Below are 24709 nucleotides of genomic sequence, written 5' to 3' on the forward strand. Positions count from 1 at the left end.
ACAGAGCGGGCATCAGGAGTGGCACCATGCTCACACGTGGTGCGCCGGTGGCGCGCGGCGTCGGTCCGGTCGAGGGGACGGTAAGCACACCATGGATGCTCATGCCATGAGCCACGCGTCGAGTACGAGCCCGCCCGGGGGCCCTGTCTCCCTGACGCACACCGGCAGGGTCGCCCCGCCGGCCCGGCCGCCCGTGCAGCGCGTCGACAGCCCCGCACTGCCGGCCGTCCCCGAGCACGACCTGTCGGGCCTGCGCCTGCCCGAGCTGCGCCGGGTGCGCCGCGAGTCGCAGCAGGACGAGGCGGACCTGAGTTACGTACGGCGGCTGCTCCAGGGGCGTATCGACATCCTGCGGGCCGAGCTGGGCCGGCGCCGCGATCCCGAGTCGCCCGTCGTGGACCGGCTCTCGGAGATCCTGCGCGACCAGCCGACACAGCAGCGCTCCTCGGCCCGGCACGTCACGCTCGGCACCCCGCACAGCGAGGAGTTCCGGCGCCTGGCCGCCGAGATGCTGGCCGAGGTCGAGCTCTCCGACCTCGCGGCCCGCACCGACGACGAACTGCGCGCGGCGATGGGCCGCCTGGTCCGCTACGAGCAGCAGGTCTCGCGGCGCCGCCAGCTCCTCCAGCGCACGGCGGACGACTGCAGCGCGGAGATCGCGCGCCGGTACCGGGAGGGCGAGGCACAGATCGAGGACCTGTTGGTGGGCCGAGGCTGAGCGCCTGGGCCGTGGGCCGCGGGCCGCGGTGACAAACCGGGCGACATCGCGGCCTGGCCCGGCTTAGCGTGGCGGCATGATCTCCCGTGCCACCGAAGACATCGACGTACGGCCCATCACCAAGGACGAGCTGCCCGCGTGGTGCCGTGCCCTCAACACCGGTTTCCTGCGGCCTCCCATCGCGTCGCCGGAGACGGTCGCCAAGCGGCTCGCGTTCTTCGACCTCGCCCGCACCCGCGCCGCCTTCGCCCCGGCGGGCGGTGGGGACGGCACACGGCAGGTCGCCACCTTCCGCTCGTTCGCGCAGGACCTCAGTGTCCCCGGTGGCGCCACCGTCCCCACCGACGCCATCACCAACGTCACCGTCACGCCCACCCACCGCCGCCGCGGCCTGCTCAGCCGCATGATGGCCGCCGACCTCGCCGAGGCGAAGGAGCGCGGGGACGTCGCGGCGACGCTGATCGCCGCCGAGTACCGGATCTACGGGCGCTACGGGTTCGGGCCCGCGGCCACCACCACGCGGTGGGAGATCGACGTGGCGCGGGCCGGCCTCGACCCGCGCTGGTCCGGCCCCGGGGACGGCGGGCGGATCGACCCCGCCGACGCCGCCGAGGTGCGCGCGATCGGGCCCGCGCTGCACGAGCGGCTGCGCGCCCGCGTCGCCGGTGTCGTCTCCCGGGACGACTTCTGGTGGGAGTACGAGACGGGCCTGTGGCCGACGCCCGAGGACCCCTGGACCGAGCCCTTCTACGCGGTGTACCGCAACGCGCGCGGCGAGGTCGAGGGGCTGGTCGCCTACCGGTCCGACGGCCACTGGGGCGACGCCAAGATGCCGGGGAACACGGCGACCGTGCTGAAGCTGACCGGGGTGACCCCGGCCGCCGAGCGGGCGCTGTGGCACTACCTCTGCTCGGTCGACTGGGTCACCGCGGTCAGGTCCGACGACCGCGCCCCCGACGACCTGCTGCCGCATCTGCTGCCGGACCCGCGCGCCGCCCGCATCGTGACGCAGGCCGACCTCCTGTGGGTGCGGATCCTGGACGTCGTACGGGCTTTGGAGGCGCGGTCCTACGGGGCGAGCGGGGAACTGGTCCTGGACGTGCGGGACCCGGCCGGGTTCACGCAGGGCCGGTTCCGCCTTGCGGCCACGCCCGAGGGGGCGGTGTGCGAGCCGAGCGACAGGAGCCCCCATCTCACCCTGGACGTGGGTGAACTGGGGGCGCTGTGGCTGGGTGACGCGTCCGCGGTGCGGCTCGCCGCCCTGGGACGCGTGGTGGAGGAGGAGGCGGGCGCCGCCGCGACGGCCGACGCCCTGTTGCGCACGCCGCGGCGACCGTGGTGCCCCGACGTGTTCTGAGAGCTTCTCCGAGAGACCTCTCCTCGGAAGACCGACCGGGCTCCCGGCTCCCCTCCGGAAGGGAGCCCGGTCAGCCGCTCTGGGCCAGCAGCATGACGAGGATGGCGGCCCCGATGCCACTGATCATGGTGTTCTTGGCTTTGAGTCCGACGGAGAGCACGACGAAGGCGATGATGCCCATCGGACCGTACTTCCATTGGATGAGCTGCTCGAATCCGATGGCAAGAGCGGCGATGAGGATGGCGAAGACCGGCATGGGACTTACCTCCTTCGGGTCCGAGTGGTGACCAACTCCTACGCCATGGTGGTGACGTAGACCAACCTGTGTGGCCGACGCCAACCCCCGAGGTTGTCCGACCATGTCGCTCAAGTTGGTCACCAACTCACTGTTACTTATCTCCGCTGACACGACTCATAACCACCTTCTCCTCAACTCCCCAAAGATGGCGGGAAGTTGTAGCGTTGTGCTGTGAGCGCGGAACATGCCGCCGTCAATGGACGGCCCGAGCCGCGGCCGACGCGGTGGACATACCGTGAAGTGGCCGACGAGCTGCGCGCCCGGATCCGTTCCGGGCATCTCCGTCCTGGCCAACGCATGCCCACACAGGCGCAGTTGGCGGACGACTTCGGGGTGGAGCGGTCCGCCGTGCGGCAGGCGCTGCGCATCCTCCAGTCCGAGCATCTGCTGGCCAACGTCTCGAAGGGCAGCCCGGCCACCGTCGCGGAGGCGCCCCAGCTCGCGTCCGGCGGCCCCGGCGCGCTTCCGCAGTCGACGATGGTGGCGCTGTCCCAGAAGGTCGCGGCCGCCTTCCGGCAGCCGGACGTGGAGATAGACGCCGTGTGCCTGACGTCGGTCTCGCTGACCCTCGCGGTGGGCGAACCGTTGCGCCACATCCACGCGGGGCGCATAAAACCGGCCAAGGTGCGGGTGCGGGTGCTGCTGCCGAGCCGGGACATCGACCTCGCCTTCCCGGCGCCCGCCGACGCGGCGGTGGAGGCGGACGGGGTGACGGGCACCAGGATCCAGCGCGACTGGCTCGCGCAGCGCAACGCGCAGGGGCAGGTGCTGCGGCACGGCCTGCTGGCGCTGCGCTCCACCCACGGCATCGACGTCGAGGTGGCGTTCCGCGCGCTGCCGTTCACGCCGCCGGTCCAGCTCTACCTGCTCAACAACGTGGAGGCGCTGTTCGCGTACTACACGCTGGCGCGGCACGGGGAGCAGATCGACCACGAGCGGGTGGACGTCTACGACGCGCAGGGGGTCCGGCAGAAGCTGTTCGTCTTCGACCAGGGGGCGGGACTGCGGGACACGACGTTCACGGAGCAGTCCCACCTGTGGTTCAACAGCCTCTGGAACACCATCAGTTCGGAGTTGACGCTCGGTTCCTAGACAACGCTTCTCGGGTCCTCACTGAAGCGCGGGGCCGGCCACCATGATCGCGAGCAGCACACCGCCGATGGAACCGCACGTGGCGTTCCTGGCTTTGGCGCCGATGGCCAGCAGGAGCAGACCGGCGATGCCGGCCGGACCGTAGTGCCACTGGACGAGCTGCTCGAAGGTGATCACGAACACCGCGGAGAGGAGGCTCAGGAAGGCCATGACGTTTCCTCCTTCTTCGACGACGGCATCGCCTGGTGCTGGTTGGTCGAAGTTGGCAACCAACTACACTACTGTTGTCCCCACTTGGTCGAGAGAAATAAACAAGTCACCAACAACTCCCGCCAAGTGGCAGGCAGTTGTACCATTTGGTCGTGACCCCGGAGCGTGGGAGACATGGCTGACATGGTGGATGCGACGCTGAACGGAAGCAGAAGGCTCTCGCCTCGGGAGATCGCCGACGACCTGCGGGAGCGGATCAGGGCCGGCCAGCTCAAGGCCGGGGACCGGCTGCCCACCCAGGCCACCCTCGCCGACGAGTTCGGCGTGGAGCGCGGCACGGTCCGCCAGGCTCTCCAACTCCTCCAGACCGACGGCCTGTTGAGCAACGTCAGCAAGGGCAGCCCGCCACGCGTCGCCACCGCCGCCCCCAGCCGCGACGAACCACAGCCCACCATGGTCGCGCTCGCCCCCCGCCTGGTGGAGGCGTTCGCCTCGCCCAAGGTGCGCATCGACGCCGTCTGCATGACCTCCGAGACGCTGATGCTGGCACTGGGTGAACCGCTGCGCCTCATCCACGAGGGCCGCATGCGTCCCGAGTCCATCGACGTACGTATCCTCCTGCCCAGCCGCGACATCGACCTCGCCTTCCCGGTCCCGGTCCCCGACAGCACCGACGGCACCGACCGGGCCGACGACGCCGCGGTCCACCAGCGCTGGCTCGCCACCCGCAACGCCCAGGGCCAGGTCCTGCGCCACAACCTGCGCTCCCTGCGCTCCTCCCACGGCATCGACGTCCAGGTCACCTTCCGCGCGCTGCCGTTCACGCCCCCCGTCAAGCTCTACCTGCTCAACGACGCGGAGGCGCTCCTCTCCTACTACATGGTCACGCGCCGCGAGGAGGAGATCGACAGCGGCACCAAGCTGGAGATGTACGCGGCCACCGGCTCCCAGGCCCTGCTGTTCTCCTTCGAGAAGCGCGCGGGCCACCGGGACCGGGCGTTCGTGGAGGAGTCGCAGAAGTGGTTCACCGCCCTCTGGGAAACCATCACGTCCGACCTGACACTCTCCTAGTGACCTCAGATGCGACGACTTCAGACGCGGTGACCCCGGCTACGGCGAAGCTGGTCAGGGGCGCACACCATGTGCTCCTCGACTTCGACGGCCCGATCTGTCGCCTGTTCGCGGGACTGGACGAGCCGGTGAAGGCGCAGTGGGAGGAGGAATGGCTGGAGGCGCGGAGGCTGGGCGGCGCGCTCTGTGCGGACGAGCGCGAGGGGCAGGGCCCGCAGCCGGACCGCGCTCTCGTACGGGACCTGGAGAAACGTCTCACCGAGAAGGAGCTGCAAGCCGTCCCCACGGCCTGGCCGACGCCCTGGGCCGACCCGCTCATCCTGACCTGGCACGCCGTCGGTGCCAGGCTCGCCGTCACGACCAACAACTCGCCCGAGGCGGCGCGGCAGTACATCGACAGCCGCGGCCTGTCCGGCTGCTTCGAGCAGCACATCTACGGCCGTACGCAGGACCTGAGCCTGCTCAAGCCCCATCCGCACCGCCTCCGCCAGGCGCTGGCCGCCATGGGTGCCGCGCCCGGCGACGCCCTGATGATCGGCGACGCACCCTCGGACCACGCGGCGGCGCACGCGGCCGGCGTCCCCTTCCTGGGCTACGCGCGCAATGACGAGAAGGAAGCGCGGTTGCGAGCGGTGGGGGCGGCTCATGTGGTGAGGACCCTGGCGCCGGTCCTGGAGATCGTGCGCTCCTTGCCCGGACGGGACAGTTCCGGACCGGGCCGGTAAGGCCGGGCGAGTTGGCTGCCAACTGACGTAAGGTCGAGGCACCTTGGCACGGCGGTAGGGAAGTAGGTCGCGGTGAACGACAAGATCAGGACCGCCCCCCTCACCACTCCCGAAGAGATCGCCGACGACCTGCGCGAACGGATCCGGTCCGGAGAGCTCAAGCCCGGCGACCGGCTGCCCACCCAGGCCGCGCTGGCGGAGAGGTACGGCGTGGAACGCGGCACGGTGCGTGCCGCGTTGCAGCGACTCCAGGCCGCCGGGATGCTGACGAGTGTCAGCAAGGGATCGCCGCCGAAGGTCGCCCCGGTGGCAGGTGCGCGCCCGCATGTGGTGCAGTCGGCGCGCAGCATCCTCGGGCCGCGTCTGGTGACCGCCTTCCAGGCGCGGGACGTCCGGCTCGATGTGGTGAGCCTGACGGCGGAGACGCTGGTGCTCTCGCTCGGGCAGCCGTTGCGGGAGGTCTACGAGCGGACGTTCGTGCCCCGGTCGATCGAGGTGCGCGTGATGCTGCCGCGGGCCGACCAGCGCCTGGACTACCCTTCCCCGGCGATGGGCTGGGGCCACGACGCCGCCCTCGACGAGGCGATAGACCTGCGCAACCGCATCCAGGGCAGCTCGCACCGCACCATCCTCCAGCAGGTGCTCATGAAGCTGGGCGAGGACGTCGGTGTGAAGGTGCGGGTGGAGTTCCGGACACTGCGCGGCACCCCGATACGCAAGGTGTATCTGCTGAACCGGCGGGAACTCCTGCTCGGCCACTACATTCCCGGCAAGTACCTGCGGGACGTCGACGGTTATCCGGAGCCGGTGATGCTGCGCGACGTGGAGGGCGCGGACACCGAGATGTTCGTCTTCGACAAGGCGGACGGCGGTCAGGGACAGGCGCTGATGGAGGCCGAACAACTGACGTTCGACCGGGTCTGGGAAGAGGTCGCCTGGCCGGTGAAATGAACCGGTGCCCGATCGGGCGGGAGGCGCCGCCGCGGGAGGCAGGAAGACACGTCGCCGGACGACAAGAATCGATGCCGTCCACATAGTGACACGCCGTGATACCAGCAGCACCAGCCGCTACTCTGTGCGCTCATGTCGTCACCTCTGCGCCGCAGGGCCCGTCAGGCGCTGGTCCGCAAGCTCGCGGAGGGGCGGCGACGTGCCCGGCAGGGCGAGATCACCGCGGGTTATCACAACCAGAACCTGATCGCGCCGCTGGGATTCCCCCTGGCTGTGCTGCTCGGTGTGGGCGGGCGGGTGTTCGGGGTCAGCGGCAAGTTCCGTACCCCTGTGGAGACCGTGGAGGTGGTGCCGCGACTGTGGCGCCGCGAGTCGGAGGTGCTGCGGGCACTGGACGGCAGCCTCACCCAGGTCCCGCGGTGCCTCGCCGACTTCGGGGAGTGGTCCTTGCACTCCTATCTGGTCGGGGACCCGCTGTCGGTGGTCCGTCCGTCCGGTCCCGTGGGCGAGGAGCGGCTGAGGGCCCTGGCGGACTTCTTCGCGCGGCTGGCCTCCGTGCCCGTCCACGCGCTGCCGGAGCTGCCCGAGTCCTATTGGCCGGAGCCGGGCAGCAGCCGCCAGTTCCTCGGCTGGCTCGCCAAGTTCGCCGATGACAAGGTCCACCGCGTCAACGAGAAGACCTTCGGTGCGCTGTTCCACGCCGTGGGGATCCCGGGCGACGCGATCGAGAAGTTCATGTGCCGCCTTCCCGACGATCCGCGCGACGGGCTGACGCACCGTCCGTTCGCCGTGCTGCACACCGATGTCCACCGGGGCAACGTGGTGGTCGCGCGGGCACCCGGCGGACGCGAACAGTTGTGCGTGATCGACTTCGAGCTGGCGTGCTACGGCGACCCGCTCCATGAGCTGGCCACACATCTCGTCCGGATGGAGTACGACGACGCGGAGCGGCGGGCCATGACGGACTTCTGGGCCGAGGCCATGTGCAAGGCGGGGCACGAGCCCATGACACGCGGGATGGAGACCGACCTGTCGTGGTACCTGGACTTCGAGCATGTGCAGTCGGTCTTCCCGGACGTGATGCGCGCGGCGCTCTCCTTGGGCGACGCGCCGACGGAGGACGATGTCGACCAGGCCGCGCGGCGGGTGTGCCGGGCGATGGAACGGGCCTGGAAGCCGCTGGGCCTCGACGGCGAGAGCCCGGACCTGGCGACGGGGCGCGCCGCGCTGTACGCATGGCACGCCGACCGAGGGATCCAGCCGTCCGCCGACGTGTGAGGGGTGGCTCACCACACCGTTGCGGCCGCTCGCCGGGGCGTCGATGCTGACTTCCCATGGGGGGTTCCGGGAACGGCGGCACCAGTGCGGCCTGGCGGTCGGCGGTGGAGCTCTGTGGTGACGCCTCGGTGGTCGAGGGGCCGCTGACGGGCGCGCACCACGAGACCTACGTCTTTCCGCTGCGGGCGGGCCAGGGCGCGCGGCAGGTCCGCTGGAAGAGCCGGGCGGCTCGGGCCGGTCTCGTCCGGTTCGACCGCCGGTGCTTCGCCTCGGAGGCGGACGTCGTCCGCGCGGTGAGCCGGCGGGTGCGCCGGGTGCCGGAGTTCATCGAGGTCGGCGGCGCCGGACTGCAGCGCTTCATCGAGGGCGAGACGCTGGCCCGGCTCTGTCCCCCGGGGGACCCGGTGCCGGGCCGTCTGGTGCTCCAGATCGTGGACGTGTTCCGGGAACTTGTCTCGGTCACCGACCGCACGGTGGGCATGGAGCGCGGGCACACCCCGCCGGGCCGGGCGGACGAACGCGACACCGGCGCCTGCCTCGACGGCCTCATGTCCTTCGTGGAGGAGAGCGTCTACGAGGCCCATGCCGACGCGTTCGGCGGACTGTTCCTCGCCCTGGGGGTCGACCGGGACGCGCTGCGAAGGCTGCGCCGCTTCGTCGCGGGCCTGCGCGAGCGCCCCCTGTGCCTGGTCCACGGCGACCTCCACCGCAGGAACCTCATCGTCGACGCCGGTGGCGAACTGTGGGTCATCGACTGGGAGCTGGCCATGATCGGCGATCCGCTCTATGACCTGGCCACCCATCTGCACCTGATGGGCTACCCGCTGCCGCAGGAGCGGGAGGTGACCCGGCTGTGGTGCGAGGCCGTGGAGGAGGTCAGGCCGGGCGCGTCGGCGGGATGGCGCCGCGATCTCCCGCTCCTGCTGGGGTTCAAGCGCGCGCAGTCGGTGTTCACCGACGTGATCCGGCGCGGGTTGGAGCTGCGCGCCGAGGGCACGCCGGAGGCGGCCCGCCTGTGGCGCGCGGCGCTCGGGCTGCACGGGGTGCTGGCGCACGGTGCCCTGCCGCTGGGTCTTGAGGGCGTCCCCTCCGTACGGCACATCTCCGCCGCGCTCGCGCAGTGGTGTCGCGGCTACCCTGCACAACCATGACCAGCCCCACCGCCCCCGACCCCGCCCCCACCCCCGGCCTGCGTGAGCGCAAGAAGCAGCGCACCCGGCAGGTCCTCTCCGACACCGCTGTCCGGCTCTTCCTGGAGAAGGGGTACGACAAGGTGTCGGTCGCGGAGGTCGCCGCCGCGGCGGAGGTGTCGAAGCCGACGCTGTTCCGGTACTTCCCGGCCAAGGAGGACCTGGTGCTGCACCGGTTCGCCGATCACGAGGACGAGGCGGCCCGGGTCGTGGCGGGCCGGGCGGAGGGGCAGGCGCCGGTCGAGGCGTTGCGGGAGCGTTTTCTGGCCGGGCTCGGGCGGCGCGATCCGGTGACGGGGCTCTGTGATCATCCGGCGGTGCTCGCCTACCAGCGGCTGCTGTACGGGACGCCGTCCCTGGTGGCGAGGTTGCTGGGGTACCAGGAGCGCTCGGAGCGGGCGCTGGCGGAGGCGCTCGGTGGGCCGCCGGTCCAGGCGCGGCTCGCCGCCGGGCAGATCGTGGCGGTGCAGCGGATCCTGGCCGAGGAGAACGTGCGGCGGATCCGGGCGGGGGAGTCGGCCGACGACGTGGAGGCGGACGCGGTGCGCGCCGCCGAGCTGGGGTTCGGGCAGTTGGCGGACGGCTTGCCGGACAGGTTCCGCGGGTGAGGGCTCATGCGGGGTGAGGGTTCACGCGGGGTGAGGGCTCGTGCGGGCGATAGTGGAGATCGGTCACAAACGTAACTCGGTTACGTTTTAGGCTAGCCTGGCTGTATGAGCCAGCCCTCCCTCGACGCCGAACGCCGCTTCCACGACGCCTGCCGCGCCGCCCTCGCCGCGATGATCGAGGGCGCCGACGAACAGGTCGTCATCGGCGAGAACGCCTCGGCGTCCGGCGCCGACGCCGAAGTGCTCGGCCACCGACTGCGCAGCCAGGCCAAGGAACTCAGGGAACTCCCGAAGGCCCCGCTGTTCTTCGGCCGGCTCGACTTCGGGCCGTCCGGTGAGCACGCCGGGCAGAGCTACCACGTGGGGCGGCTGCGGATCTCCGAGCATCCGGCGGCCCCGCCCCTCGTCGTCGACTGGCGGGCCCCGGTGTCGCGGGCGTTCTACCAGGCCGGTGCCGCGGATCCACAGGGTGTGGACGTACGGCGCCGGTTCGGCTGGGCACCGGGCAGCCTCGGTGACTCGGCCGACCTGACCGGCATCGAGGACGAACGGCTCGCCGCCGGGGAGAGCGGCACCGGCAGCCGCATCCTCACCGGGGAGATCGAGCGTCCCCGCGTCGGCCCCATGCGGGACATCGCCGCCACCATCCAGCCCGAGCAGGACGACCTGGTCCGCGAAGGGCTCGCCACCTCCCTGTGCGTGCAGGGCGCGCCCGGCACCGGAAAGACCGCTGTCGGCCTGCACCGGGCCGCGTACCTGCTCTACACCTACCCGCGGCGGCTCCGGCGGAGCGGCCTGCTCGTCCTCGGCCCCAACCGGACCTTCCTCTCCTACATCTCCGCCGTCCTGCCCGCGCTCGGCGAGGGCGGCGTGCGCCAGTCGACCGTGGAGGAACTGCTCGCCCGCGGCGAGGCGCGCGGCCGGGACGAGGAGGCGGCGGCCGTCGTCAAGCACGACGTACGGATGGCGGAGGTGGTGCGGCGCGCGCTGTACGCGCGGGTCTCGCCCGAGGGGCCCGCGGGCGAACTCGCCGTGCCGGACGGCGCGTACCGGTGGCGGGTGCCGCTCCCGGAGCTGCGGCGGATCGTGGAGACCGTACGGGAGGAGGACCCGCCGTACGCCGTGGGCCGCGAGCGCGTCCGCAGCCGGGCCGTGCGGTACATCCAGGAGCGGGCCGAGCGCCGGGGTGTGACCGCGACGCACCTCTGGTTGCACAAGATCGGCCGGTCCCGGGCGATGAGCGCCTACGTGGACGCCGCCTGGCCCCGGGTGCGACCGGAGGAAGTACTGTGCCGACTCCTGTCCTGCGCGGAGGAGTTGGGCCGGGCGGCCGACGGGGTGCTGGACGGTGCGGAGCAGAAGGCGCTGCTCTGGGCGCGGCCCCCGCGCTCGTACAAGTCCGCCAAGTGGTCCGCCGCCGACCTCGTGCTGCTCGACGAGATCGCGGGGCTGCTCGATCACCCCGAGGGGTTCGGGCACATCGTCGTCGACGAGGCGCAGGACCTGTCACCCATGCAGGCGCGGGCCGTCGGGCGGCGCGCAGCCTTCGGTTCGCTGACCGTGCTCGGTGACCTCGCCCAGGGCACCACGCCGTGGGCGGCGCGGAGTTGGGGCGAGCTGCTGGACCACCTGGGCAAACCGGGGGCGACCGTGGTGCCGCTGACGACGGGGTTCCGGGTCCCGGCCGCCGTCGTCGCGCTGGCCAACCGGGTCCTGGACCACATCGACGTCGACGTGCCCGCCGCGCGGTCCCTGCGCCGCGACGGGCAGGTGCGTGTCGAGAGGGTGCCGGACGTGGTGGCCGGGGCGGTCGCGGCCGTGCGGCGGGCGCTCGCGCACGAGGGATCGGTCGGGGTGATCGCGGCCGAGGCGGACGTGGCGCGGGTACGCGACGCGCTGGACTCGGCGGGTGTGGCGACGGCGGGGCCCGAGGAGCTGGGGGCCCGGGTCACCGTGCTCGGGGCGGCCGTCGCCAAGGGGCTGGAGTACGACCATGTCGTCGCCGTCGAACCGGCCGCGATCACCGAGGCGGAGGCCCGGGGGATGGAGCGGCTGTACGTCGTGCTGACCCGGGCGGTGTCGCGCCTAGACGTCGTGTGCGCCCGGGATCTGCCCTTCGCGGCCGGATAGGGCCGGGGCGAAGGGCTCTCAGCCGCGCTGACGTGGGCGCCGTGCCGGGGTGGGGCCCGGGGCCGGGGTGGCGAGGTGGCCCGTGGCGAGGTGGTTCATCAGGCGCAGGAAGACCTCCCGGTCGGCGGCCGTGAACGAGGCCAGCGCCTCCTCGTGGACCCCGTCCACGATCTCCTGGCTGCGCGCGGCCGTCCGGGCGCCCTCCTCGGTCACCGCGATGATCCGCGCCCGCCGGTCCGTGCTCGACGGCCTGCGCTCGGCGAGCCCCGCCTTCTCCAAGGCGTCGACGGTCACCACCATCGTCGTCTTGTCCATGTCGCCGATCTCGGCCAATTGGTTCTGGGTGCGCTCCTCCTCCAGCGCGTGCACGAGGACGCAGTGCATGCGTGCCGTCAGCCCGATCTCGGCGAGCGCCGCCGCCATCCGGGTGCGCAGCACGTGGCTGGTGTGGTCCAGGAGGTAGGAGAGGTCCGGCCTGGTCCGGGTGGGCGCGGGCGTCATGGCGGTCATGGCGTCCAGGATAGTTCACAACTGGTTCCGAGAAATATCGTCTGCAACAAAACTATCTGCTACGGTCGTGCCGTTGTCGCCGCCCGGAGTGGGCGGCGGCCCGACCGGAAGGGCCCTCGCCGTGTCCGCCGTACTCCACGCACCCGCGACACCTCGCACCCGTTCCCGCTGGCTCGCCCTCGGCGTCATCGCCACCGGAACCCTGATGATCATTCTCGACGGCTCCATCGTCACCGTGGCGATGCCCGCCATCCAGGACGACCTCGACTTCACGCCCGGCGGCCTGAGCTGGGTGGTCAACGCCTACCTCATCGCCTTCGGCAGCCTGCTGCTGCTCGCCGGGCGCCTCGGCGACCTCGTCGGACGCAAGCGGATGTTCCTCGCGGGCACCGCCGTGTTCACCGCCGCCTCGCTCCTCGCGGGCGTCGCCACCGGCCCGGGAGTGCTGCTCGCCGCCCGGTTCCTGCAAGGCGTCGGCAGCGCCATGGCCGCCGCGGTCGGCCTCGGCATCCTCGTCACCCTCTTCACCGACCCGCGCGAACGGGCCCGCGCCATAGGGGTGTTCAGCTTCACCGGCGCCGCCGGGGCCTCGATCGGGCAGGTCCTCGGCGGCGTACTGACCGACGCCCTCGACTGGCACTGGATCTTCTTCATCAACCTGCCCATCGGCGCCGCCGTCCTCGCCCTCGCCGTGCCCGCGCTCCCCGCCGACCGCGGCCTCGGACTGCGCGCCGGGGCCGACGCGTGGGGCGCGCTGCTGATCACCGGCGGACTGATGCTCGGGATCTACGGCGTCGTCAAGATCGAGGAGTACGGGGCCGGCTCGGGCCGCACGGTCGGGCTGCTCGGCGGTTCGGCGGCACTGATCGCCGGATTCGTCGTGCGGCAGGCCCGGGCGCGTACCCCGCTCATGCCGCTGCGCATCCTGCGCACCCGGGCCGTCGTCGGCGCCGGCGTCACGCAGATCCTCACCCTCGCCGCGATGTTCGCCTTCCAGGTGCTCGCCGCCCTCTACATGCAGCAGGTGCTCGGATACGGGGCCTTGGAGACGGGCCTCGCGATGCTGCCCGCCGCCCTCATGATCGGGGTGGTATCCCTCGGCGTCTCGGCCCGGCTCTCCCAGCGGTTCGGAGAGCGCCAGGTCCTCCTCGCGGGCCTCGTCCTGCTCGCCGCCGCCCTCGGCTACCTCGCCCGGGTCCCCGTCCAGGGCTCCTACGTCTTCGACCTGCTCCCCGTGATGCTGCTGATCTCCGGCGGCGGCCTCGTCCTCCCGGCGCTCGCAGGGCTCGGCATGTCCGCCGCGGGGGAGGAGGACGCGGGGCTCGCCTCCGGCCTCTTCAACACCACCCAGCAGATCGGCATGGCCCTCGGCGTCGCCGTCCTGTCCACGCTCGCGGCGACCCGCACGAAGTCCCTGCTGTCCTCCGGGAGTTCACGCGAGGCCGCGCTCACCGACGGCTACCGGCTCGCCTTCGCGGTCGGCGCCGCCCTCATCGGCGCGGCGTTCGCGGTGGCACTCCTGGTCCTGCGCCACCCGGCCCCCGCCCGGCCGGAACCGGCTCGGTAGCAAGAGGCGGTTGATCCGGCCGGGTTCGGTGTGATGAGGGTCGGCGTAGTGAACGACGCCGACCACCTCCAGACGGGCGACCATGGTGTCGAACCGCTCGTCGGGAACGAGGAACGCGGAGTGCTGGGGCTGGATCGGCTCGTCGTGCTTCTCGTAGTAGTCGAGCGTCACGCCGTTGCCGAGGTCGACGGGCAGGAACGGCCCGAACGGAGCGCTGACCTCCGGGCCCGGGGTCGTGGCGATGAACTCGCAGGGCGCCGCGCGAGAGCGCGGAGAGGGAAGACCTGGAGAAGTGGGCGGGGCTCACCATGGGCCGGCACGTGGCATGGAACACTTTTGCAAGCAAATGCTTGCAAGAGTTAGCGGGGATGGGGCAGTATCCACGTATGGCATCGCTCAACGTCGGAAGTCTCGGCGAGTACCTGCGTGAACAGCGTCGGAACGCGCAACTGTCGCTCCGTCAACTCGCCGATGCCGCCGGTGTGTCCAACCCCTATCTGAGCCAGATCGAGCGCGGGCTGCGCAAGCCGAGCGCGGAGGTGTTGCAGCAGGTCGCCAAGGCGCTGCGGATCTCCGCCGAGACGCTGTACGTGCGCGCCGGCATCCTCGACGCGGAGCGGGAGCGGGACGAGGTGGAGACGCGTGCGGTGATTCTCGCCGACCCCTCCCTCAACGAGCGTCAGAAGCACGTCATGTTGCAGATCTACGAGTCATTCAGGCACGAGAACGGAACCAGTGCCGGCGCCGGCGACGAAGGCGGCGACGAAGGCGATGCCGAGCCCTCGAGCAAGCAGTAGACATGTGATCCCGGAGGACCACGCCATGGCCATCAAGGACGACCTGCGCAAGACCTTCTCCGACCCGACCCCGCTCTACTTCGCCGCCGGTACCGCCGAGTTGGCGTTCCAGCAGGCCAAGAAGGTGCCGGGGCTCGTCGAGCAGTTGCGGGCCGAGGCGCCCGCGCGCTTCGAGGCCGTGCGCAACACCGACCCCAAGGAAGTGCAGGACAAGGCGGCGGCGCGGGCCAAGGAGGCCCAGGCCACGGTCGCCGCGAAGGTGAGCGAACTCGTCGCCGTCCTCGACACCGACCTCAAGAAGTTCGGCGAGAGCGCCCAGGACCTCGCCCTGCGCGGTGTCGGCCTGGCCGCCGAAGCCGCCGTCAAGGCCCGCGAGGCCTACGAGAAGGTCGCCGAACACGGCGAGGAGGCCGTGAAGGCCTGGCGCGGTGAGGCCGCCGAGGAGATCAACGAGATCGCCGTGGCCGTCGAGCCCGACCCCGAGCCCGGCCCGCAGTCCGGGGCCGCCGCCGCCCCGGCCCCGAAGAAGGCCGCCACCACCACCAAGAAGGCGCCGGTCAAGAAGACGGCCACCGCGAAGAAGAGCACGGACACGGGCTCCTCCGCCGACGGCCCGGCTCCCACGGCCACCACGGCCTCGACGGACCCCGCGACGCCCGAGAAGTAACCCGCCGCATCACGAGCCGGGCACGTACCGCGTGCCCGGCTCGTCGGCCGGGTACGGTGGCCAGAGGCCGTGGGCCCCGTGGACACGGGGACCCGGTCAGGAACCCGTAGGACCGTTGAAGAAGACGATTTTGGTGGTGGCGTTGTGCTGATGCAGGGGTTCGCCAACTTCATGTGGCTGCTGAGCATGGCGTTGATCGTCTTCAGCGGCTTCGCGCTCATCGACGCCGCTGTCCGGCGCGAGGACGCCTACCGAGCGGCGGACAAGAAGACCAAGCCGTTCTGGCTGATCATCCTCGGTCTCGTGTTCGTCGTGAACCTGCTGTTCCCGATCCTGTCGTTCCTGCCGATCATCGGTCTCGTCGCGACCATCGTGTACATGGTGGACGTGCGGCCCGCCGTCCGGCAGATCTCCGGTGGCGGGGGCCGCAGGGGACGCGGCTCCAGCAGCGACGGACCGTACGGGCCTTACAACGGCGGACGCTGAGCCCCGGCAAGGCGCCCTGGGCTCAGCGGTCCAGGAGCAGGATCGCCACGTCGTCCGTCAGGTCGCCGCCGTTGAGGTCACGCACCTCGTTCATGGCGGCTTCCAGCAACTCCTCGCCGCCCAGGCCGTCGGCCCGCCGACGCCGGATCAGCTCCAGCATCCCTTCCTGGCCGAGGCGCTGGTTGCCCTCGCCGATCCGACCCTCGATCAGACCGTCCGTGTAGAGCATGAGGCTCCAGGACGCCCCCAACTCCACCTGCGTACGCGGCCAGCGGGCCCTCGGCAGCAGTCCGAGCGCCGGACCGCCGTTCTCGTGCGGGAGCAGTGTCGCCGCTCGCTCCGGGCTCGCGATCAGCGGTGCCGGATGGCCCGCCAGGCACAGGCCCGCGCGACGGCCGTCCGGCGATATGTCCACCGTGCACAGCGTCGCGAAGATCTCGTCGTTCTCCCGCTCGTGCTCCAGGACCTGCTGGAGGGTGGAGAGCAGTTCGTCGCCGCACAGGCCCGCGAAGGTCAACGCCCGCCAGGCGATCCGCAGTTCCACACCGAGCGCCGCCTCGTCGGGGCCGTGGCCGCAGACGTCGCCGATCATCGCGTGGACGGTGCCGTCGGACGTGCGCACCGTGTCGTAGAAGTCGCCGCCGAGCAGCGCGCGCGAGCGGCCGGGCCGGTAGCGCGCCGCGAAGCGCAGGGGCGAGCCGTCGAGCAGCGGGGTCGGCAGCAGGCCGCGCTCCAGGCGGGCGTTCTCCTGCGCGCGGATACGGGACTCGGTGAGCTTGCGCTGGGCGATGTCGGCGCGCTTGCGTTCGACGGCGTAGCGGACGGCGCGGCCCAGGAGTCGCGCGTCCAGTTCGTCGCGGAACAGATAGTCCTGGGCGCCCACCCGTACCGCCTCGGCGGCGCGCTCGGCGTCGCCCGACGTCGTCAGCGCGAGTACGGCGTGCCGGGGCGCGAGGCGCAGCACGTGCCGCAGGGTCTCCAGCTCGTCGGTGTCCGCGTCGGCGTCGGCCTTCGGACCTGGCAGCGCGAGGTCGAGCAGGACGCAGTTGACGTCATGGGTGAGGAGCCGCTCGGCCTCGGTGAGGTTGCGGGCGGTTCGCACCCGGATCGGCCTGCCCGCGGCGTCCGGCATCTCGGGGATGCTGAACGAACCGGCCGGATCGTCCTCGATGACCAGCAACGTCAGCGTCGAGGAACCGGTCGTCGCCGAGGAGCCGGAACGGGCCGGTGCGCTCTGACGTACCGGCGCGCCCTGACGGTCCGCCGAGGCGGGTGCGGTCGCCGAGGCGGGTGCGGTCGTGGCGGCCGACGCGTGCGGCGTGGCCGTCGGGCGCGGTGGGTGCGGCGTGATCGGTGTGTGCGTCGTGTTCCGTGTGGGCGTCGTGGGCGGTGTATCGGGTGCAGTCGGCGCAGCCTGGCCACCTTCCACGGCGGGGATGGCTCTCTGCCGCGGTACGGGTACGGGCATCGCTCGGTTTCCTTCCCTCCCCCGAGGGCGCGGTGGGACGAAGGTCCTCGTCCACCAGACGGGGACCTTAGCGGTACCCGGCGCTTCAACGGAATGGTGAACGCCGGTCGGCCGGAGTCATATGCCGCGTCCGGTACCGGAATGGGGCGGGTTCGCGAGCCGCGGGTGCCACCGGGGGATGACGAACATCACGCCGGGGCGCCGGAACCGCCACGGGGCGCGTGCGGTGGGTCACGTGTCCCAGGTCACCGGCCCAGCGGCGGCTCGCGGCGACTCACGCGTCCGGGCGCACCACTCCGAGTATCGCCATCGACCCGGCCCCGGCGACGGTCACGCTGCGCCCCGGGCGCGGTGCGTGGATGATCGCGCCTTCGCCGATGTACATGCCGACATGGCTGGCGTCGTCGTGGTAGATGATCAGGTCGCCGGGGCGCATGTCCGCGACGCCGATGTGCTTGAGCTGCTTCCACTGCTCCTGCGACGTGCGCGGGATCGGCCGCCCGGCCGCCGCCCACGCCTGTGAGGTCAGCCCCGAGCAGTCGTACGACTTCGGGCCCTCGGCGCCCCACACGTACGGTTTGCCGAGCTGGGCGGTGGCGAACGCGACGGCCGCCTTGCCGGACTTCGTCGCCTTGCCGTCGATCTCCTTCAGGACGCCCGAGGAGAGCCAGGCCGTCTGCGCCTTCTGCTCGGCCTCCTCCTCCAGCTTCTGGAGCCGCTCGCGCTCCTTCTTCTCGAGCCGGTTCTCCAGGGTCTGCGCTTCCTTGATCTGCTTCTCGACCCGCTTCTTCGCCGCGGCCTTCTTCTTGCGGCCCTCCTCCAGGTCCTTCCACTTGGCGGAGGCGTCCTCGGCGTAGTCGGCGAGGTCCTTCTGGGTGCGCTTCAGCTCGGAGAGCAGGTTCTTCGTGGCCTGCTGGCCCTGGTACATACGGCCCGCGTTGTCGAGGAACTGCTGCGGGTCGCCGGAGAGCATGAGCCGGGCCTCGCGCGGCACCCCGCCCGAGCGGTACTGCTCGCGGGCCGCCGCGCCCGCGCCGCCCTTGATGCGGTCCAGCTTCTTCTGGCCCGCCGCGATCTTCTGGGCCAGCTTCACGATCTCGACGGACTGCTTGTCGGCCTTCTCCTCCGCCGCGTTGTACGCGTCGGTGGCGACCGCCGCCTCGTGGTACAGCTTCTCGATCTTCTTGCGGACGGCTTCGAGGTCACGCGTCTCCGCGGCGCTCGGGGCGGATGCCGCGCCGCTCGGCGGGGTCGGCTCGGGGATCGGCGCCGCGTAGGCCGCGCCGGGGGCCGTCAGTACGGTCACGGCGCACACCAGCGCCACGGCCGCCATCGTCCACGTGCTCCGCTTGCTCATCCGCTCCGCCCCCACAACCACGACCAACCACGACCAACCTGATTAACCGTCAGTAACATGCGTGTGCTCCGGGGATGGTGCCACGTGAGCGCCGAATGCGACAGACCCCGCACCGTGTGACGAACGGACCGCCGTGATCGTTCCCCCGAACCGATGAGCGGCGGCCGATCAGCCGGTGAACGGAGGGCGCGGAGCCAATGCCGCCCAGGTCACGGTCAGTTCACCCTGCCGCCACCTCGCGGGCCCGTCGGCCACGGGCCAGTCGGCCGACAGGTCCCGCGCCGTACGGATCCAGCGCTGCCGCGCCCCGTACGAGGCGTAGGGCGCGGCTGCCGCCCAGGCCCGGTCGAAGTCCCGCAGGAAGGCGTGGACCGGCTCGCCGGGGACGTTGCGATGGATCAGCGCCTTGGGGAGCCGCTCGGCGAGGTCGGAGGGGGCGTGCAGGGAGCCGAGCCGGGTCGCGAAGGTCACCGTGCGCGGCCCGCGCGGATCGAGCGCCACCCACACGTGCCGCCGCCCGATCTCGTCGCAGGTTCCCTCCACCAGCAGACCGCCCGGCGCGAGCCGCCCGCACAGCCGCTCCCAGACCCCGGCGACCTGGTCCTCGTCGTACTGGCGCAGCACGTTCGCGGCGCGGATCAGTACGGGCGCCGTCGGGAGGGGCAGCTCGAAGCCGCCGTGCCGGAAGGTGAGCCCGTCCCGCTCGTAGGGCTTCGCGGCCGCGACCCGCGCCGGGTCGATCTCGATGCCGACCACGCGCGCGTGGGGCGCGGTTTCACGCAATCGGGCGAGCAGCTCCACAGCCGTCCAGGGCGCGGCGCCGTAGCCGAGGTCGACGGCGACCGGGTCGGCGGCGCGGCGCAGCGCGGCGCCGTGCGTGGCGGCGATCCAGCGGTCCATGCGGCGTAGCCGGTTGGGGTTGGTGGTTCCGCGCGTCACCGTTCCCACGGGTCGGGAAGGGGTACGCGGGCTCATGGCTACGAGGGTATGCGGTGCGCGGGAACGCACTTTGGTTGAGGCCCGAACGGTAATGATTCGGCAAACTGGAAATGGAGGAGCGTGCTCCGGCGTTGCCGCCCTTGGAGGAGGGCCCCTGCCCTCCCCGAGCCGTGCCCGCTGTACCGCTTGTACGCCCCATCGAGGAGGGCCCGCCACGTGAGCCAGTACGTGACCAGGTTCCGCCGTTCCGGGGCTCCGCCGGCCCGGCTGAGGTTCCCCGGCGGCTTCCGGCGTCCCCGCCGGATCGCCATGCTGAGCGTGCACACCTCACCCCTGCACCAGCCCGGGACGGGCGACGCGGGCGGTATGAACGTGTACATCGTGGAGCTGGCCAAGCGCCTGGCCGCCATCAACATCGAGGTGGAGATCTTCACCCGGGCCACCACCGGCGGCCTGCCCCCCGAGGTCGAGCTGGCCCCCGGCGTGCTGGTCCGGCACGTGGACGCGGGGCCCTACGAAGGGCTCGCCAAGGAGGAGCTGCCGGCCCAGTTGTGCGCCTTCACCCATGGCGTGATGCAGGCGTGGGCGGGTCACCGCCCCGGCTACTACGACCTCGTGCACTCGCACTACTGGCTGTCCGGGCACGTCGGCTGGCTGGCCGCCGAGCGCTGGGGCGTGCCGCTCGTGCACGCCATGCACACCATGGCCAAGGTCAAGAACGCGGCGCTCGCGGAGGGCGACACCCCCGAGCCCGCGGCCCGCGTCATCGGCGAGACCCAGATCGTGCGCGCCGCCGACCGCCTCATCGCGAACACCGCCGAGGAGGCCGACGAACTCGTCCGCCACTACGAGGCCGACCCCGGCAAGGTCGCCGTCGTGCACCCCGGGGTGAACCTGGAGCGCTTCCGACCCGCCGACGGGCGCGCCGCGGCCCGGGCCAGGCTCGGCCTGCCGCAGGACGCCCTCGTGCCGCTCTTCGCCGGCCGCATCCAGCCGCTGAAGGCCCCCGACATCCTGCTCAGGGCCGTCGCCGTGCTGCTCGACGAGCGGCCCGAGCTGCGGTCGCGGCTCGTCGTGCCGGTCGTCGGCGGCCCGAGCGGCAGCGGCCTCGCCAAGCCCGCCGCCCTCCAGAAGCTCGCGGCCCGGCTCGGCATCGCGGACGTGGTCCGCTTCCATCCGCCGGTCGGCCAGGACCAGCTCGCGGACTGGTTCCGCGCCGCGTCCCTCCTGGTCATGCCGTCCTACAGCGAGTCCTTCGGGCTCGTCGCCATAGAGGCGCAGGCCGCGGGGACGCCCGTCCTCGCCGCGTCGGTGGGTGGCCTTCCCGTAGCCGTACGGCACGAGGAGACCGGCTTCCTCGTCGACGGTCACGAACCTGCCCACTACGCGCGCGTGCTGCGGGAGTTCGCCGACCATCCCCACCTCGTGGACAGCCTGGGCGCCGCCGCGGCCCGGCACGCCCAGAACTTCGGCTGGGACACGGCGGCCTCCGCTACGGCCGACGTCTACACCGCCGCCATGCAGGAACACCGCCGTCACGTACCCTCGCACCATGGCTGACCACCCCAAGGCCGCGGAGATCATCGAGGCGACGCTCAAGGACGCCGAGCTGGAATGGGAGTGCCCGCAACCGGGCTCCTACGTGGTCACACTCCCGGGCACGCGCAAGCTCTCCACCACGCTCTCGCTGCGCCTGGGCCGCCACAGTCTCTCCCTGAACGCCTTCGTGATCCGGCACCCGGACGAGAACGAGAGCGGCGTCCACCGCTGGCTCCTGGAGCGCAATCTGCGCCTGTACGGCGTGAGTTACGCGGTCGACCCGCTCGGTGACATCTACGTCACCGGCAAGCTTCCGCTCGCCGCCGTCACACCCGACGAGCTCGACCGGCTCCTCGGTTCGGTCCTGGAAGCGGCCGACGGCGCGTTCAACACCCTCCTGGAGCTCGGTTTCGCGAGCGCGATCCGCAAGGAGTACGAGTGGCGGGTCGCGCGCGGCGAATCGACCCGCAACCTGGATGCGTTCACTCATCTGATCGAGCGCCCTTCCTCGTGACCCGACGCCGCCTCACCGTCCACGCGTAACCGCTGCACGACCTCTTCCGCGCCAGCGGGCACCGTGGCATGCTCGCGCCCGGCACTCACGTGAACGTCGTTCATGTACATGTACGTTCGCGGACGCATGGGTCGATGAAGGGTGGCAGCGGTGCGGGACCTCAGTAGACGCGGCGTGTTGGGCGGGGCGATCGCGGTGGCCGCCACCGCCGTGACCGGGACGGGAGCGGCAGCCGCGACCGGGCGCGAATCCGTGGGCGAAGTCCCGCACATCTGGCGGGAGTTCACCGAGACCCCGTTCACCCACCCGCAGATCCCGTACGTCGGCCGCGCGGGCCGCCGCCGCTCCGACCGCCCGGGCCGCGTCCTGCGGGCCGAGTCCTACGGCGCGGTCGCCGACGGCACGACCGACAGCGCCCCCGCGATCAACCGTGCCCTCACCGCAGCCGGAAGGGCCGGCGGGGGCACGGTGCTCCTGCGCCCGGGCACGTACCGCATCGACGACCTCATCCACATCGGCCACGACGACGTGGTGCTCAAGGGCGCGGGCAGCAGCCGCACCACGCTGTACGCCACCAAGAACCTCACCGAACTCATCGGCGTCTACGGCTCCCGCTACGGCGGCGACAAGTCGTCCTGGTCCTGGGCGGGCGGCCTGATCTGGCTCTGCCCCGAGGACCGGTTCCGTACGCTCACCGCCGCGATCAGGGCGAAGACCTGGCCGTTCGAGGGCTGGACCGGCAACAGGCGCGACGCCTGGCAGACCCTGACCACCGTCGAGCCCGCCGGGCGCGGCTCCTGGTCCGTCACCGTCGCCGACGCCCGCCGACTCCGCGCGGGCGACCTCGTCCTGCTGCGCCTCGCCGACGACGCGGACCACACGCTCCTGGAGCACATGGCGGGCGGCGGCCCCGGCCCCGAGTCCTACACCTGGGACGACAAGACCAAACTGACCTCCTACGTCCCCTACGAGTGGCCCGTGCGCATCGCCTCCGTACGACGGAACCGGGTCACCTTCGAACGCCCGCTGCCCCTCGACGTACGCCCCGAATGGGACCCGCGGCTCACCACCCACGTCACCGCTCTGACCGGCGCGGGCGTCGAGGGCCTGACGCTCGAAGCGGTCGAGACCCCGCAGGCGCCGCACCTGCTCGACAAGGGCTACAACGGGCTCGCCCTCCAGTGCACGTACGACTGCCGGGTCGACGACGTCACCGTGCGCAACGTCGACAACGGCTTCGGGTTCATCGCCGCCTCCGCCTCGACCCTGCGCCGCACCCGGGTCACCGGGCGCGGCGCGCACCACCCGTACTACTGCCGCGAGGGTTCGCACGACAACCTGGTCGAGGACTTCGTGATCGAGCGGCGCACGGTCGACGCGCCCGCGGGCACGCAGCTCCACGGCATCAACGTGGAGGGGCTGTCCTCGTACAACGTCTGGTCGAGCGGCCGGATGGAGATGGGCACCTTCGACTCGCACCGGGGCATGCCGTTCGCGAACGTCCGTACGGACATCACGGTCGACAACACCGGTCAGCACGGCGGTGACGCCTCCGCGGGGCCCCTGTTCGGCGCCCGCTTCACCCACTGGAACATCAGGGTCACCAACGAACGGGCCGGCCTCATGAAGATCGACGGGCTCGCGCCGTGGAGCGCGACGGTCGGCCTCAACACGGTCCGCGAGTTCGGCCAGATCGACGTGCCGGACTTCCCCGGCGACCTCCACTCCCGGCTGGAGCTGTACGGGACGACGGACGAGGTCCGGCCGGCGAACCTGTACGAGGCCCAACGGCGACTCTGAGCCGGGCCGGTCAGCCCAGCGCGACCATCCGGACGACGGTCACGGTGAGCACGGTCCCCGACACGTAGTACAGGACGATCGCCCCGCCGACCGTCGCCTCGCGGCGGTCGCGCTCACCGGCCACCGAGGTGGAACCGTGCCCGTACGGGTCATGGGCGAGCGTGCGGGCCATCTCCTCGCGGAACCCGTCCGGGTCCGCCATCTTGGCCAGGGTATCGTCGGCGGGCGGGGCGTACGCGATACGGCAGGCGCTGCGCCTGCGGCGACGGCTCAAGCCGGGCCCCGCCTCTCCGCCTCGTCCCGGGCGAGCCGGGCGAGGATCGCGTCGGCCTCCGGATCGGGCACCGCCTCCAGCATCCAGTGCCGCATGACGGCGTGGATCTCATCGACCCCGGCCGCGTTGATGGCCCGGTCGAACTCCGGGCGGCGCCGCAGGGGCAGCGCCGCCCGGATCGCGGGGATGCTGTTGGGCACGGAGACCTCGACACCGCCCACCAGCGTTCTGGGCGGCTCGTCGGTCCTGGAGACGTCGGACATGTACGGTCCCGTACCCGTCGCGCGCTCGCGTCAAGCCCGCACCACGGGCGCCTGGAGTTCCGTGACCCAGTCGGCACGGTTCTCCGGGCACTCCAGGCTGACCTCGCGCGGGTAGCCCACCGACCGGTGGCCGTTGGCGTCGATCCAGCGCGCCGGCGCCTGCGCCGTGGGCACCACACCGTCCATCGAGCCGCGGTGCACGATGGTCGCTGCCGGGTGCGGGGACGGCAGATCGACGACCTGGAGGGAACCCGCCCGACCCGCCTCGCCCTCCCGGTGGCCCTCCGGGAGGGTGGCGGAGACCTGGACCGCGGCGTGGACCACGATCCGGCCGTCCCCCTCGGGCGCGTCCTCGTAATACGCCACCCCGGGCCCGCCGACCGCGATACCCGCCACGTCCAGACGCCGGAACAGCTCGTCGTAGAGCGGTCCGGCGACGGGCCCGACGGCCTCCGGCTCGTCACTCGCGGCGGTCGCGGTGAGGTGCGCCACCCGCACGGTGGGGACGTCCTTGACGACGATGTCGTTCGTGGGCATCTGCCCCTCGCTCTCGATCGCTCGGAGCCTCGCCTCGACCCGCGTCAGCCGTGCCACCGCGGCGGCCATGGCCCTCTCCCACTCGGCCCGCCGCAGCCGCGGCATGCCCCGCAGCTCCTCCGTGGTGACCTTCTCGTCCACGATGTCCCGCACCTGCCGGAGGGTGAAGCCGAGGTCCTAGAGAGCGATCACACGGTTGAGACGGGTCAACTGGGCGGCGTGGCAGTGCCGGTAGCCGGTGGCCGGGTCGATATGGGCCGGGCGCAGCAGGCTGGTGGCGTCGTAGTGGCGCAGCACCCGGACCGATACGCGGCCGTGCCGGGCGAAGTCCCCGATGGTGAACATGGTGTCTCCGAGTCCAGC

General features: G+C 71.8%; 25 protein-coding genes and 2 pseudogenes. 17 read left to right on the forward strand and 10 right to left on the reverse strand.

The features are described from left to right. Nucleotides 1-106 precede the first annotated feature (106 nt). Nucleotides 107-718 carry an ABC transporter substrate-binding protein gene (locus ACIRF8_RS00285; protein ID WP_404209320.1) on the forward strand — a complete coding sequence of 204 codons (612 nt, stop codon included), beginning with the start codon at nucleotides 107-109 and terminating at the stop codon, nucleotides 716-718. 76 nt (nucleotides 719-794) lie between these two features. Further along, nucleotides 795-2075: a GNAT family N-acetyltransferase gene (locus tag ACIRF8_RS00290; RefSeq protein ID WP_404209322.1), complete on the forward strand. Its 1281-nt coding sequence runs from the start codon at nucleotides 795-797 to the stop codon at nucleotides 2073-2075. Between the two features lie 70 nt (nucleotides 2076-2145). Here the strand turns inward: ACIRF8_RS00290 and ACIRF8_RS00295 are convergent, their stop codons facing one another. Beyond that, nucleotides 2146-2331 (reverse strand): hypothetical protein, encoded by a 186-nt coding sequence (locus tag ACIRF8_RS00295; RefSeq protein WP_404209324.1) that lies wholly within the window; start codon nucleotides 2329-2331, stop codon nucleotides 2146-2148. Between the two features lie 213 nt (nucleotides 2332-2544). On the opposite strand from ACIRF8_RS00295, the gene ACIRF8_RS00300 reads away from it, so the two are divergent. After that, on the forward strand, nucleotides 2545-3465 hold the full coding sequence (locus ACIRF8_RS00300) for a GntR family transcriptional regulator (protein WP_404209326.1): 921 nt from the start codon (nucleotides 2545-2547) through the stop codon (nucleotides 3463-3465). An 18-nt stretch (nucleotides 3466-3483) separates the two neighbouring features. Here the strand turns inward: ACIRF8_RS00300 and ACIRF8_RS00305 are convergent, their stop codons facing one another. Next, entirely contained in the window at nucleotides 3484-3675 is a 192-nt protein-coding gene (locus ACIRF8_RS00305) for a hypothetical protein (protein ID WP_404209328.1), read from the reverse strand. Nucleotides 3676-3849: 174 nt separating this feature from the next. On the opposite strand from ACIRF8_RS00305, the gene ACIRF8_RS00310 reads away from it, so the two are divergent. The 7 genes from ACIRF8_RS00310 (at nucleotide 3850) to ACIRF8_RS00340 (ending at nucleotide 11628) form a co-directional block, all read left to right on the forward strand. After that, nucleotides 3850-4746, forward strand: a complete 897-nt coding sequence (locus ACIRF8_RS00310; RefSeq protein ID WP_404209330.1) for a winged helix-turn-helix domain-containing protein — start codon at nucleotides 3850-3852, stop codon at nucleotides 4744-4746. Continuing rightward, nucleotides 4746-5471 carry an HAD family hydrolase gene (locus tag ACIRF8_RS00315; protein WP_404209332.1) on the forward strand — a complete coding sequence of 242 codons (726 nt, stop codon included), beginning with the start codon at nucleotides 4746-4748 and terminating at the stop codon, nucleotides 5469-5471. Before ACIRF8_RS00310 ends, ACIRF8_RS00315 begins: the two co-directional genes overlap by 1 nt. A gap of 72 nt (nucleotides 5472-5543) precedes the next feature. Then, entirely contained in the window at nucleotides 5544-6422 is an 879-nt protein-coding gene (locus tag ACIRF8_RS00320) for a GntR family transcriptional regulator (protein WP_404209334.1), read from the forward strand. 132 nt (nucleotides 6423-6554) lie between these two features. After that, nucleotides 6555-7700, forward strand: a complete 1146-nt coding sequence (locus tag ACIRF8_RS00325) for a phosphotransferase family protein (protein WP_404209336.1) — start codon at nucleotides 6555-6557, stop codon at nucleotides 7698-7700. Between the two features lie 56 nt (nucleotides 7701-7756). Next, nucleotides 7757-8851 (forward strand): phosphotransferase family protein, encoded by a 1095-nt coding sequence (locus ACIRF8_RS00330; RefSeq protein ID WP_404209338.1) that lies wholly within the window; start codon nucleotides 7757-7759, stop codon nucleotides 8849-8851. Beyond that, nucleotides 8848-9498: a TetR/AcrR family transcriptional regulator gene (locus tag ACIRF8_RS00335; protein ID WP_404209340.1), complete on the forward strand. Its 651-nt coding sequence runs from the start codon at nucleotides 8848-8850 to the stop codon at nucleotides 9496-9498. Before ACIRF8_RS00330 ends, ACIRF8_RS00335 begins: the two co-directional genes overlap by 4 nt. Nucleotides 9499-9603: 105 nt before the next feature. Then, nucleotides 9604-11628 (forward strand): HelD family protein, encoded by a 2025-nt coding sequence (locus tag ACIRF8_RS00340; RefSeq protein ID WP_404209342.1) that lies wholly within the window; start codon nucleotides 9604-9606, stop codon nucleotides 11626-11628. 18 nt (nucleotides 11629-11646) lie between these two features. Here the strand turns inward: ACIRF8_RS00340 and ACIRF8_RS00345 are convergent, their stop codons facing one another. Next, nucleotides 11647-12138 carry a MarR family winged helix-turn-helix transcriptional regulator gene (locus ACIRF8_RS00345; RefSeq protein ID WP_404209344.1) on the reverse strand — a complete coding sequence of 164 codons (492 nt, stop codon included), beginning with the start codon at nucleotides 12136-12138 and terminating at the stop codon, nucleotides 11647-11649. A gap of 205 nt (nucleotides 12139-12343) precedes the next feature. On the opposite strand from ACIRF8_RS00345, the gene ACIRF8_RS00350 reads away from it, so the two are divergent. Continuing rightward, the gene (locus tag ACIRF8_RS00350) at nucleotides 12344-13705 is read left to right on the forward strand and encodes an MFS transporter (protein WP_404212186.1); all 1362 of its coding nucleotides are present in this window, start codon (nucleotides 12344-12346) and stop codon (nucleotides 13703-13705) included. A 3-nt stretch (nucleotides 13706-13708) separates the two neighbouring features. Here the strand turns inward: ACIRF8_RS00350 and ACIRF8_RS00355 are convergent. Beyond that, nucleotides 13709-13954 (reverse strand): annotated as a pseudogene (locus tag ACIRF8_RS00355) (VOC family protein); the annotation flags it as partial. A gap of 137 nt (nucleotides 13955-14091) precedes the next feature. Here ACIRF8_RS00355 and ACIRF8_RS00360 point away from each other — a divergent pair. From ACIRF8_RS00360 to ACIRF8_RS00370, 3 genes are all read left to right on the forward strand, one after another. Then, nucleotides 14092-14502: a helix-turn-helix domain-containing protein gene (locus tag ACIRF8_RS00360; RefSeq protein ID WP_404209346.1), complete on the forward strand. Its 411-nt coding sequence runs from the start codon at nucleotides 14092-14094 to the stop codon at nucleotides 14500-14502. Between the two features lie 25 nt (nucleotides 14503-14527). Then, complete coding sequence (locus tag ACIRF8_RS00365) at nucleotides 14528-15169, forward strand: hypothetical protein (RefSeq protein ID WP_404209348.1); 642 nt, start codon at nucleotides 14528-14530, stop codon at nucleotides 15167-15169. Nucleotides 15170-15319: 150 nt separating this feature from the next. Next, nucleotides 15320-15655, forward strand: a complete 336-nt coding sequence (locus ACIRF8_RS00370; RefSeq protein WP_404209350.1) for a DUF2516 family protein — start codon at nucleotides 15320-15322, stop codon at nucleotides 15653-15655. A 22-nt stretch (nucleotides 15656-15677) separates the two neighbouring features. On the opposite strand, the gene ACIRF8_RS00375 is transcribed toward ACIRF8_RS00370, so the two are convergent. The 3 genes from ACIRF8_RS00375 to ACIRF8_RS00385 all read right to left on the reverse strand — a co-directional run bounded on the left by ACIRF8_RS00375 (nucleotide 15678) and on the right by ACIRF8_RS00385 (nucleotide 19455). Further along, nucleotides 15678-17123: a PP2C family protein-serine/threonine phosphatase gene (locus ACIRF8_RS00375; protein WP_404209352.1), complete on the reverse strand. Its 1446-nt coding sequence runs from the start codon at nucleotides 17121-17123 to the stop codon at nucleotides 15678-15680. A gap of 274 nt (nucleotides 17124-17397) precedes the next feature. After that, nucleotides 17398-18480: an NlpC/P60 family protein gene (locus ACIRF8_RS00380; protein WP_404209354.1), complete on the reverse strand. Its 1083-nt coding sequence runs from the start codon at nucleotides 18478-18480 to the stop codon at nucleotides 17398-17400. 168 nt (nucleotides 18481-18648) lie between these two features. Continuing rightward, entirely contained in the window at nucleotides 18649-19455 is an 807-nt protein-coding gene (locus ACIRF8_RS00385; protein WP_404209356.1) for a class I SAM-dependent methyltransferase, read from the reverse strand. A 180-nt stretch (nucleotides 19456-19635) separates the two neighbouring features. On the opposite strand from ACIRF8_RS00385, the gene mshA reads away from it, so the two are divergent. The 3 genes from mshA (at nucleotide 19636) to ACIRF8_RS00400 (ending at nucleotide 23272) form a co-directional block, all read left to right on the forward strand. Next, the gene (mshA, locus tag ACIRF8_RS00390; protein WP_404209358.1) at nucleotides 19636-20979 is read left to right on the forward strand and encodes a D-inositol-3-phosphate glycosyltransferase; all 1344 of its coding nucleotides are present in this window, start codon (nucleotides 19636-19638) and stop codon (nucleotides 20977-20979) included. Then, nucleotides 20972-21472: a YbjN domain-containing protein gene (locus tag ACIRF8_RS00395; protein ID WP_404209360.1), complete on the forward strand. Its 501-nt coding sequence runs from the start codon at nucleotides 20972-20974 to the stop codon at nucleotides 21470-21472. The genes mshA and ACIRF8_RS00395 overlap by 8 nt, the downstream gene beginning before the upstream one ends. 150 nt (nucleotides 21473-21622) lie before the next feature. Continuing rightward, nucleotides 21623-23272, forward strand: coding sequence for a glycosyl hydrolase family 28-related protein (locus ACIRF8_RS00400; protein ID WP_404209362.1), 1650 nt, complete (start codon nucleotides 21623-21625; stop codon nucleotides 23270-23272). A 10-nt stretch (nucleotides 23273-23282) separates the two neighbouring features. Here ACIRF8_RS00400 and ACIRF8_RS00405 read toward each other — a convergent pair whose 3' ends face one another. The 3 genes and pseudogenes from ACIRF8_RS00405 to ACIRF8_RS00415 form a co-directional block, all read right to left on the reverse strand. Continuing rightward, nucleotides 23283-23474 carry a hypothetical protein gene (locus ACIRF8_RS00405; RefSeq protein WP_404209364.1) on the reverse strand — a complete coding sequence of 64 codons (192 nt, stop codon included), beginning with the start codon at nucleotides 23472-23474 and terminating at the stop codon, nucleotides 23283-23285. 68 nt (nucleotides 23475-23542) lie between these two features. Beyond that, nucleotides 23543-23809: a hypothetical protein gene (locus ACIRF8_RS00410; protein WP_404209365.1), complete on the reverse strand. Its 267-nt coding sequence runs from the start codon at nucleotides 23807-23809 to the stop codon at nucleotides 23543-23545. Between the two features lie 30 nt (nucleotides 23810-23839). Continuing rightward, nucleotides 23840-24691, reverse strand: a pseudogene (locus ACIRF8_RS00415) (MerR family transcriptional regulator). Nucleotides 24692-24709: the final 18 nt, after the last annotated feature.

The organism is Streptomyces sp. NPDC102406 (assembly GCF_044765725.1).
Classification (GTDB): Bacteria; Actinomycetota; Actinomycetes; order Streptomycetales; family Streptomycetaceae; genus Streptomyces.

Excerpts from the sequence above, each read along its gene's own strand:
- ACIRF8_RS00285 (WP_404209320.1), top strand. The coding sequence starts at position 107 with ATGAGCCACGCGTCGAGTACGAGCCCGCCCGGGGGCCCTGTCTCCCTG.
- ACIRF8_RS00290 (WP_404209322.1), top strand. The coding sequence starts at position 795 with ATGATCTCCCGTGCCACCGAAGACATCGACGTACGGCCCATCACCAAG.
- ACIRF8_RS00295 (WP_404209324.1), bottom strand. The coding sequence starts at position 2,331 with ATGCCGGTCTTCGCCATCCTCATCGCCGCTCTTGCCATCGGATTCGAG.
- ACIRF8_RS00305 (WP_404209328.1), bottom strand. The coding sequence starts at position 3,675 with ATGGCCTTCCTGAGCCTCCTCTCCGCGGTGTTCGTGATCACCTTCGAG.
- ACIRF8_RS00310 (WP_404209330.1), top strand. The coding sequence starts at position 3,850 with ATGGCTGACATGGTGGATGCGACGCTGAACGGAAGCAGAAGGCTCTCG.
- ACIRF8_RS00325 (WP_404209336.1), top strand. The coding sequence starts at position 6,555 with ATGTCGTCACCTCTGCGCCGCAGGGCCCGTCAGGCGCTGGTCCGCAAG.
- ACIRF8_RS00330 (WP_404209338.1), top strand. The coding sequence starts at position 7,757 with ATGGGGGGTTCCGGGAACGGCGGCACCAGTGCGGCCTGGCGGTCGGCG.
- ACIRF8_RS00335 (WP_404209340.1), top strand. The coding sequence starts at position 8,848 with ATGACCAGCCCCACCGCCCCCGACCCCGCCCCCACCCCCGGCCTGCGT.
- ACIRF8_RS00340 (WP_404209342.1), top strand. The coding sequence starts at position 9,604 with ATGAGCCAGCCCTCCCTCGACGCCGAACGCCGCTTCCACGACGCCTGC.
- ACIRF8_RS00345 (WP_404209344.1), bottom strand. The coding sequence starts at position 12,138 with ATGACCGCCATGACGCCCGCGCCCACCCGGACCAGGCCGGACCTCTCC.
- ACIRF8_RS00350 (WP_404212186.1), top strand. The coding sequence starts at position 12,344 with ATGATCATTCTCGACGGCTCCATCGTCACCGTGGCGATGCCCGCCATC.
- ACIRF8_RS00360 (WP_404209346.1), top strand. The coding sequence starts at position 14,092 with ATGGCATCGCTCAACGTCGGAAGTCTCGGCGAGTACCTGCGTGAACAG.
- ACIRF8_RS00365 (WP_404209348.1), top strand. The coding sequence starts at position 14,528 with ATGGCCATCAAGGACGACCTGCGCAAGACCTTCTCCGACCCGACCCCG.
- ACIRF8_RS00370 (WP_404209350.1), top strand. The coding sequence starts at position 15,320 with ATGCAGGGGTTCGCCAACTTCATGTGGCTGCTGAGCATGGCGTTGATC.
- ACIRF8_RS00375 (WP_404209352.1), bottom strand. The coding sequence starts at position 17,123 with ATGCCCGTACCCGTACCGCGGCAGAGAGCCATCCCCGCCGTGGAAGGT.
- ACIRF8_RS00380 (WP_404209354.1), bottom strand. The coding sequence starts at position 18,480 with ATGAGCAAGCGGAGCACGTGGACGATGGCGGCCGTGGCGCTGGTGTGC.
- ACIRF8_RS00385 (WP_404209356.1), bottom strand. The coding sequence starts at position 19,455 with ATGAGCCCGCGTACCCCTTCCCGACCCGTGGGAACGGTGACGCGCGGA.
- ACIRF8_RS00395 (WP_404209360.1), top strand. The coding sequence starts at position 20,972 with ATGGCTGACCACCCCAAGGCCGCGGAGATCATCGAGGCGACGCTCAAG.
- ACIRF8_RS00405 (WP_404209364.1), bottom strand. The coding sequence starts at position 23,474 with ATGGCGGACCCGGACGGGTTCCGCGAGGAGATGGCCCGCACGCTCGCC.
- ACIRF8_RS00410 (WP_404209365.1), bottom strand. The coding sequence starts at position 23,809 with ATGTCCGACGTCTCCAGGACCGACGAGCCGCCCAGAACGCTGGTGGGC.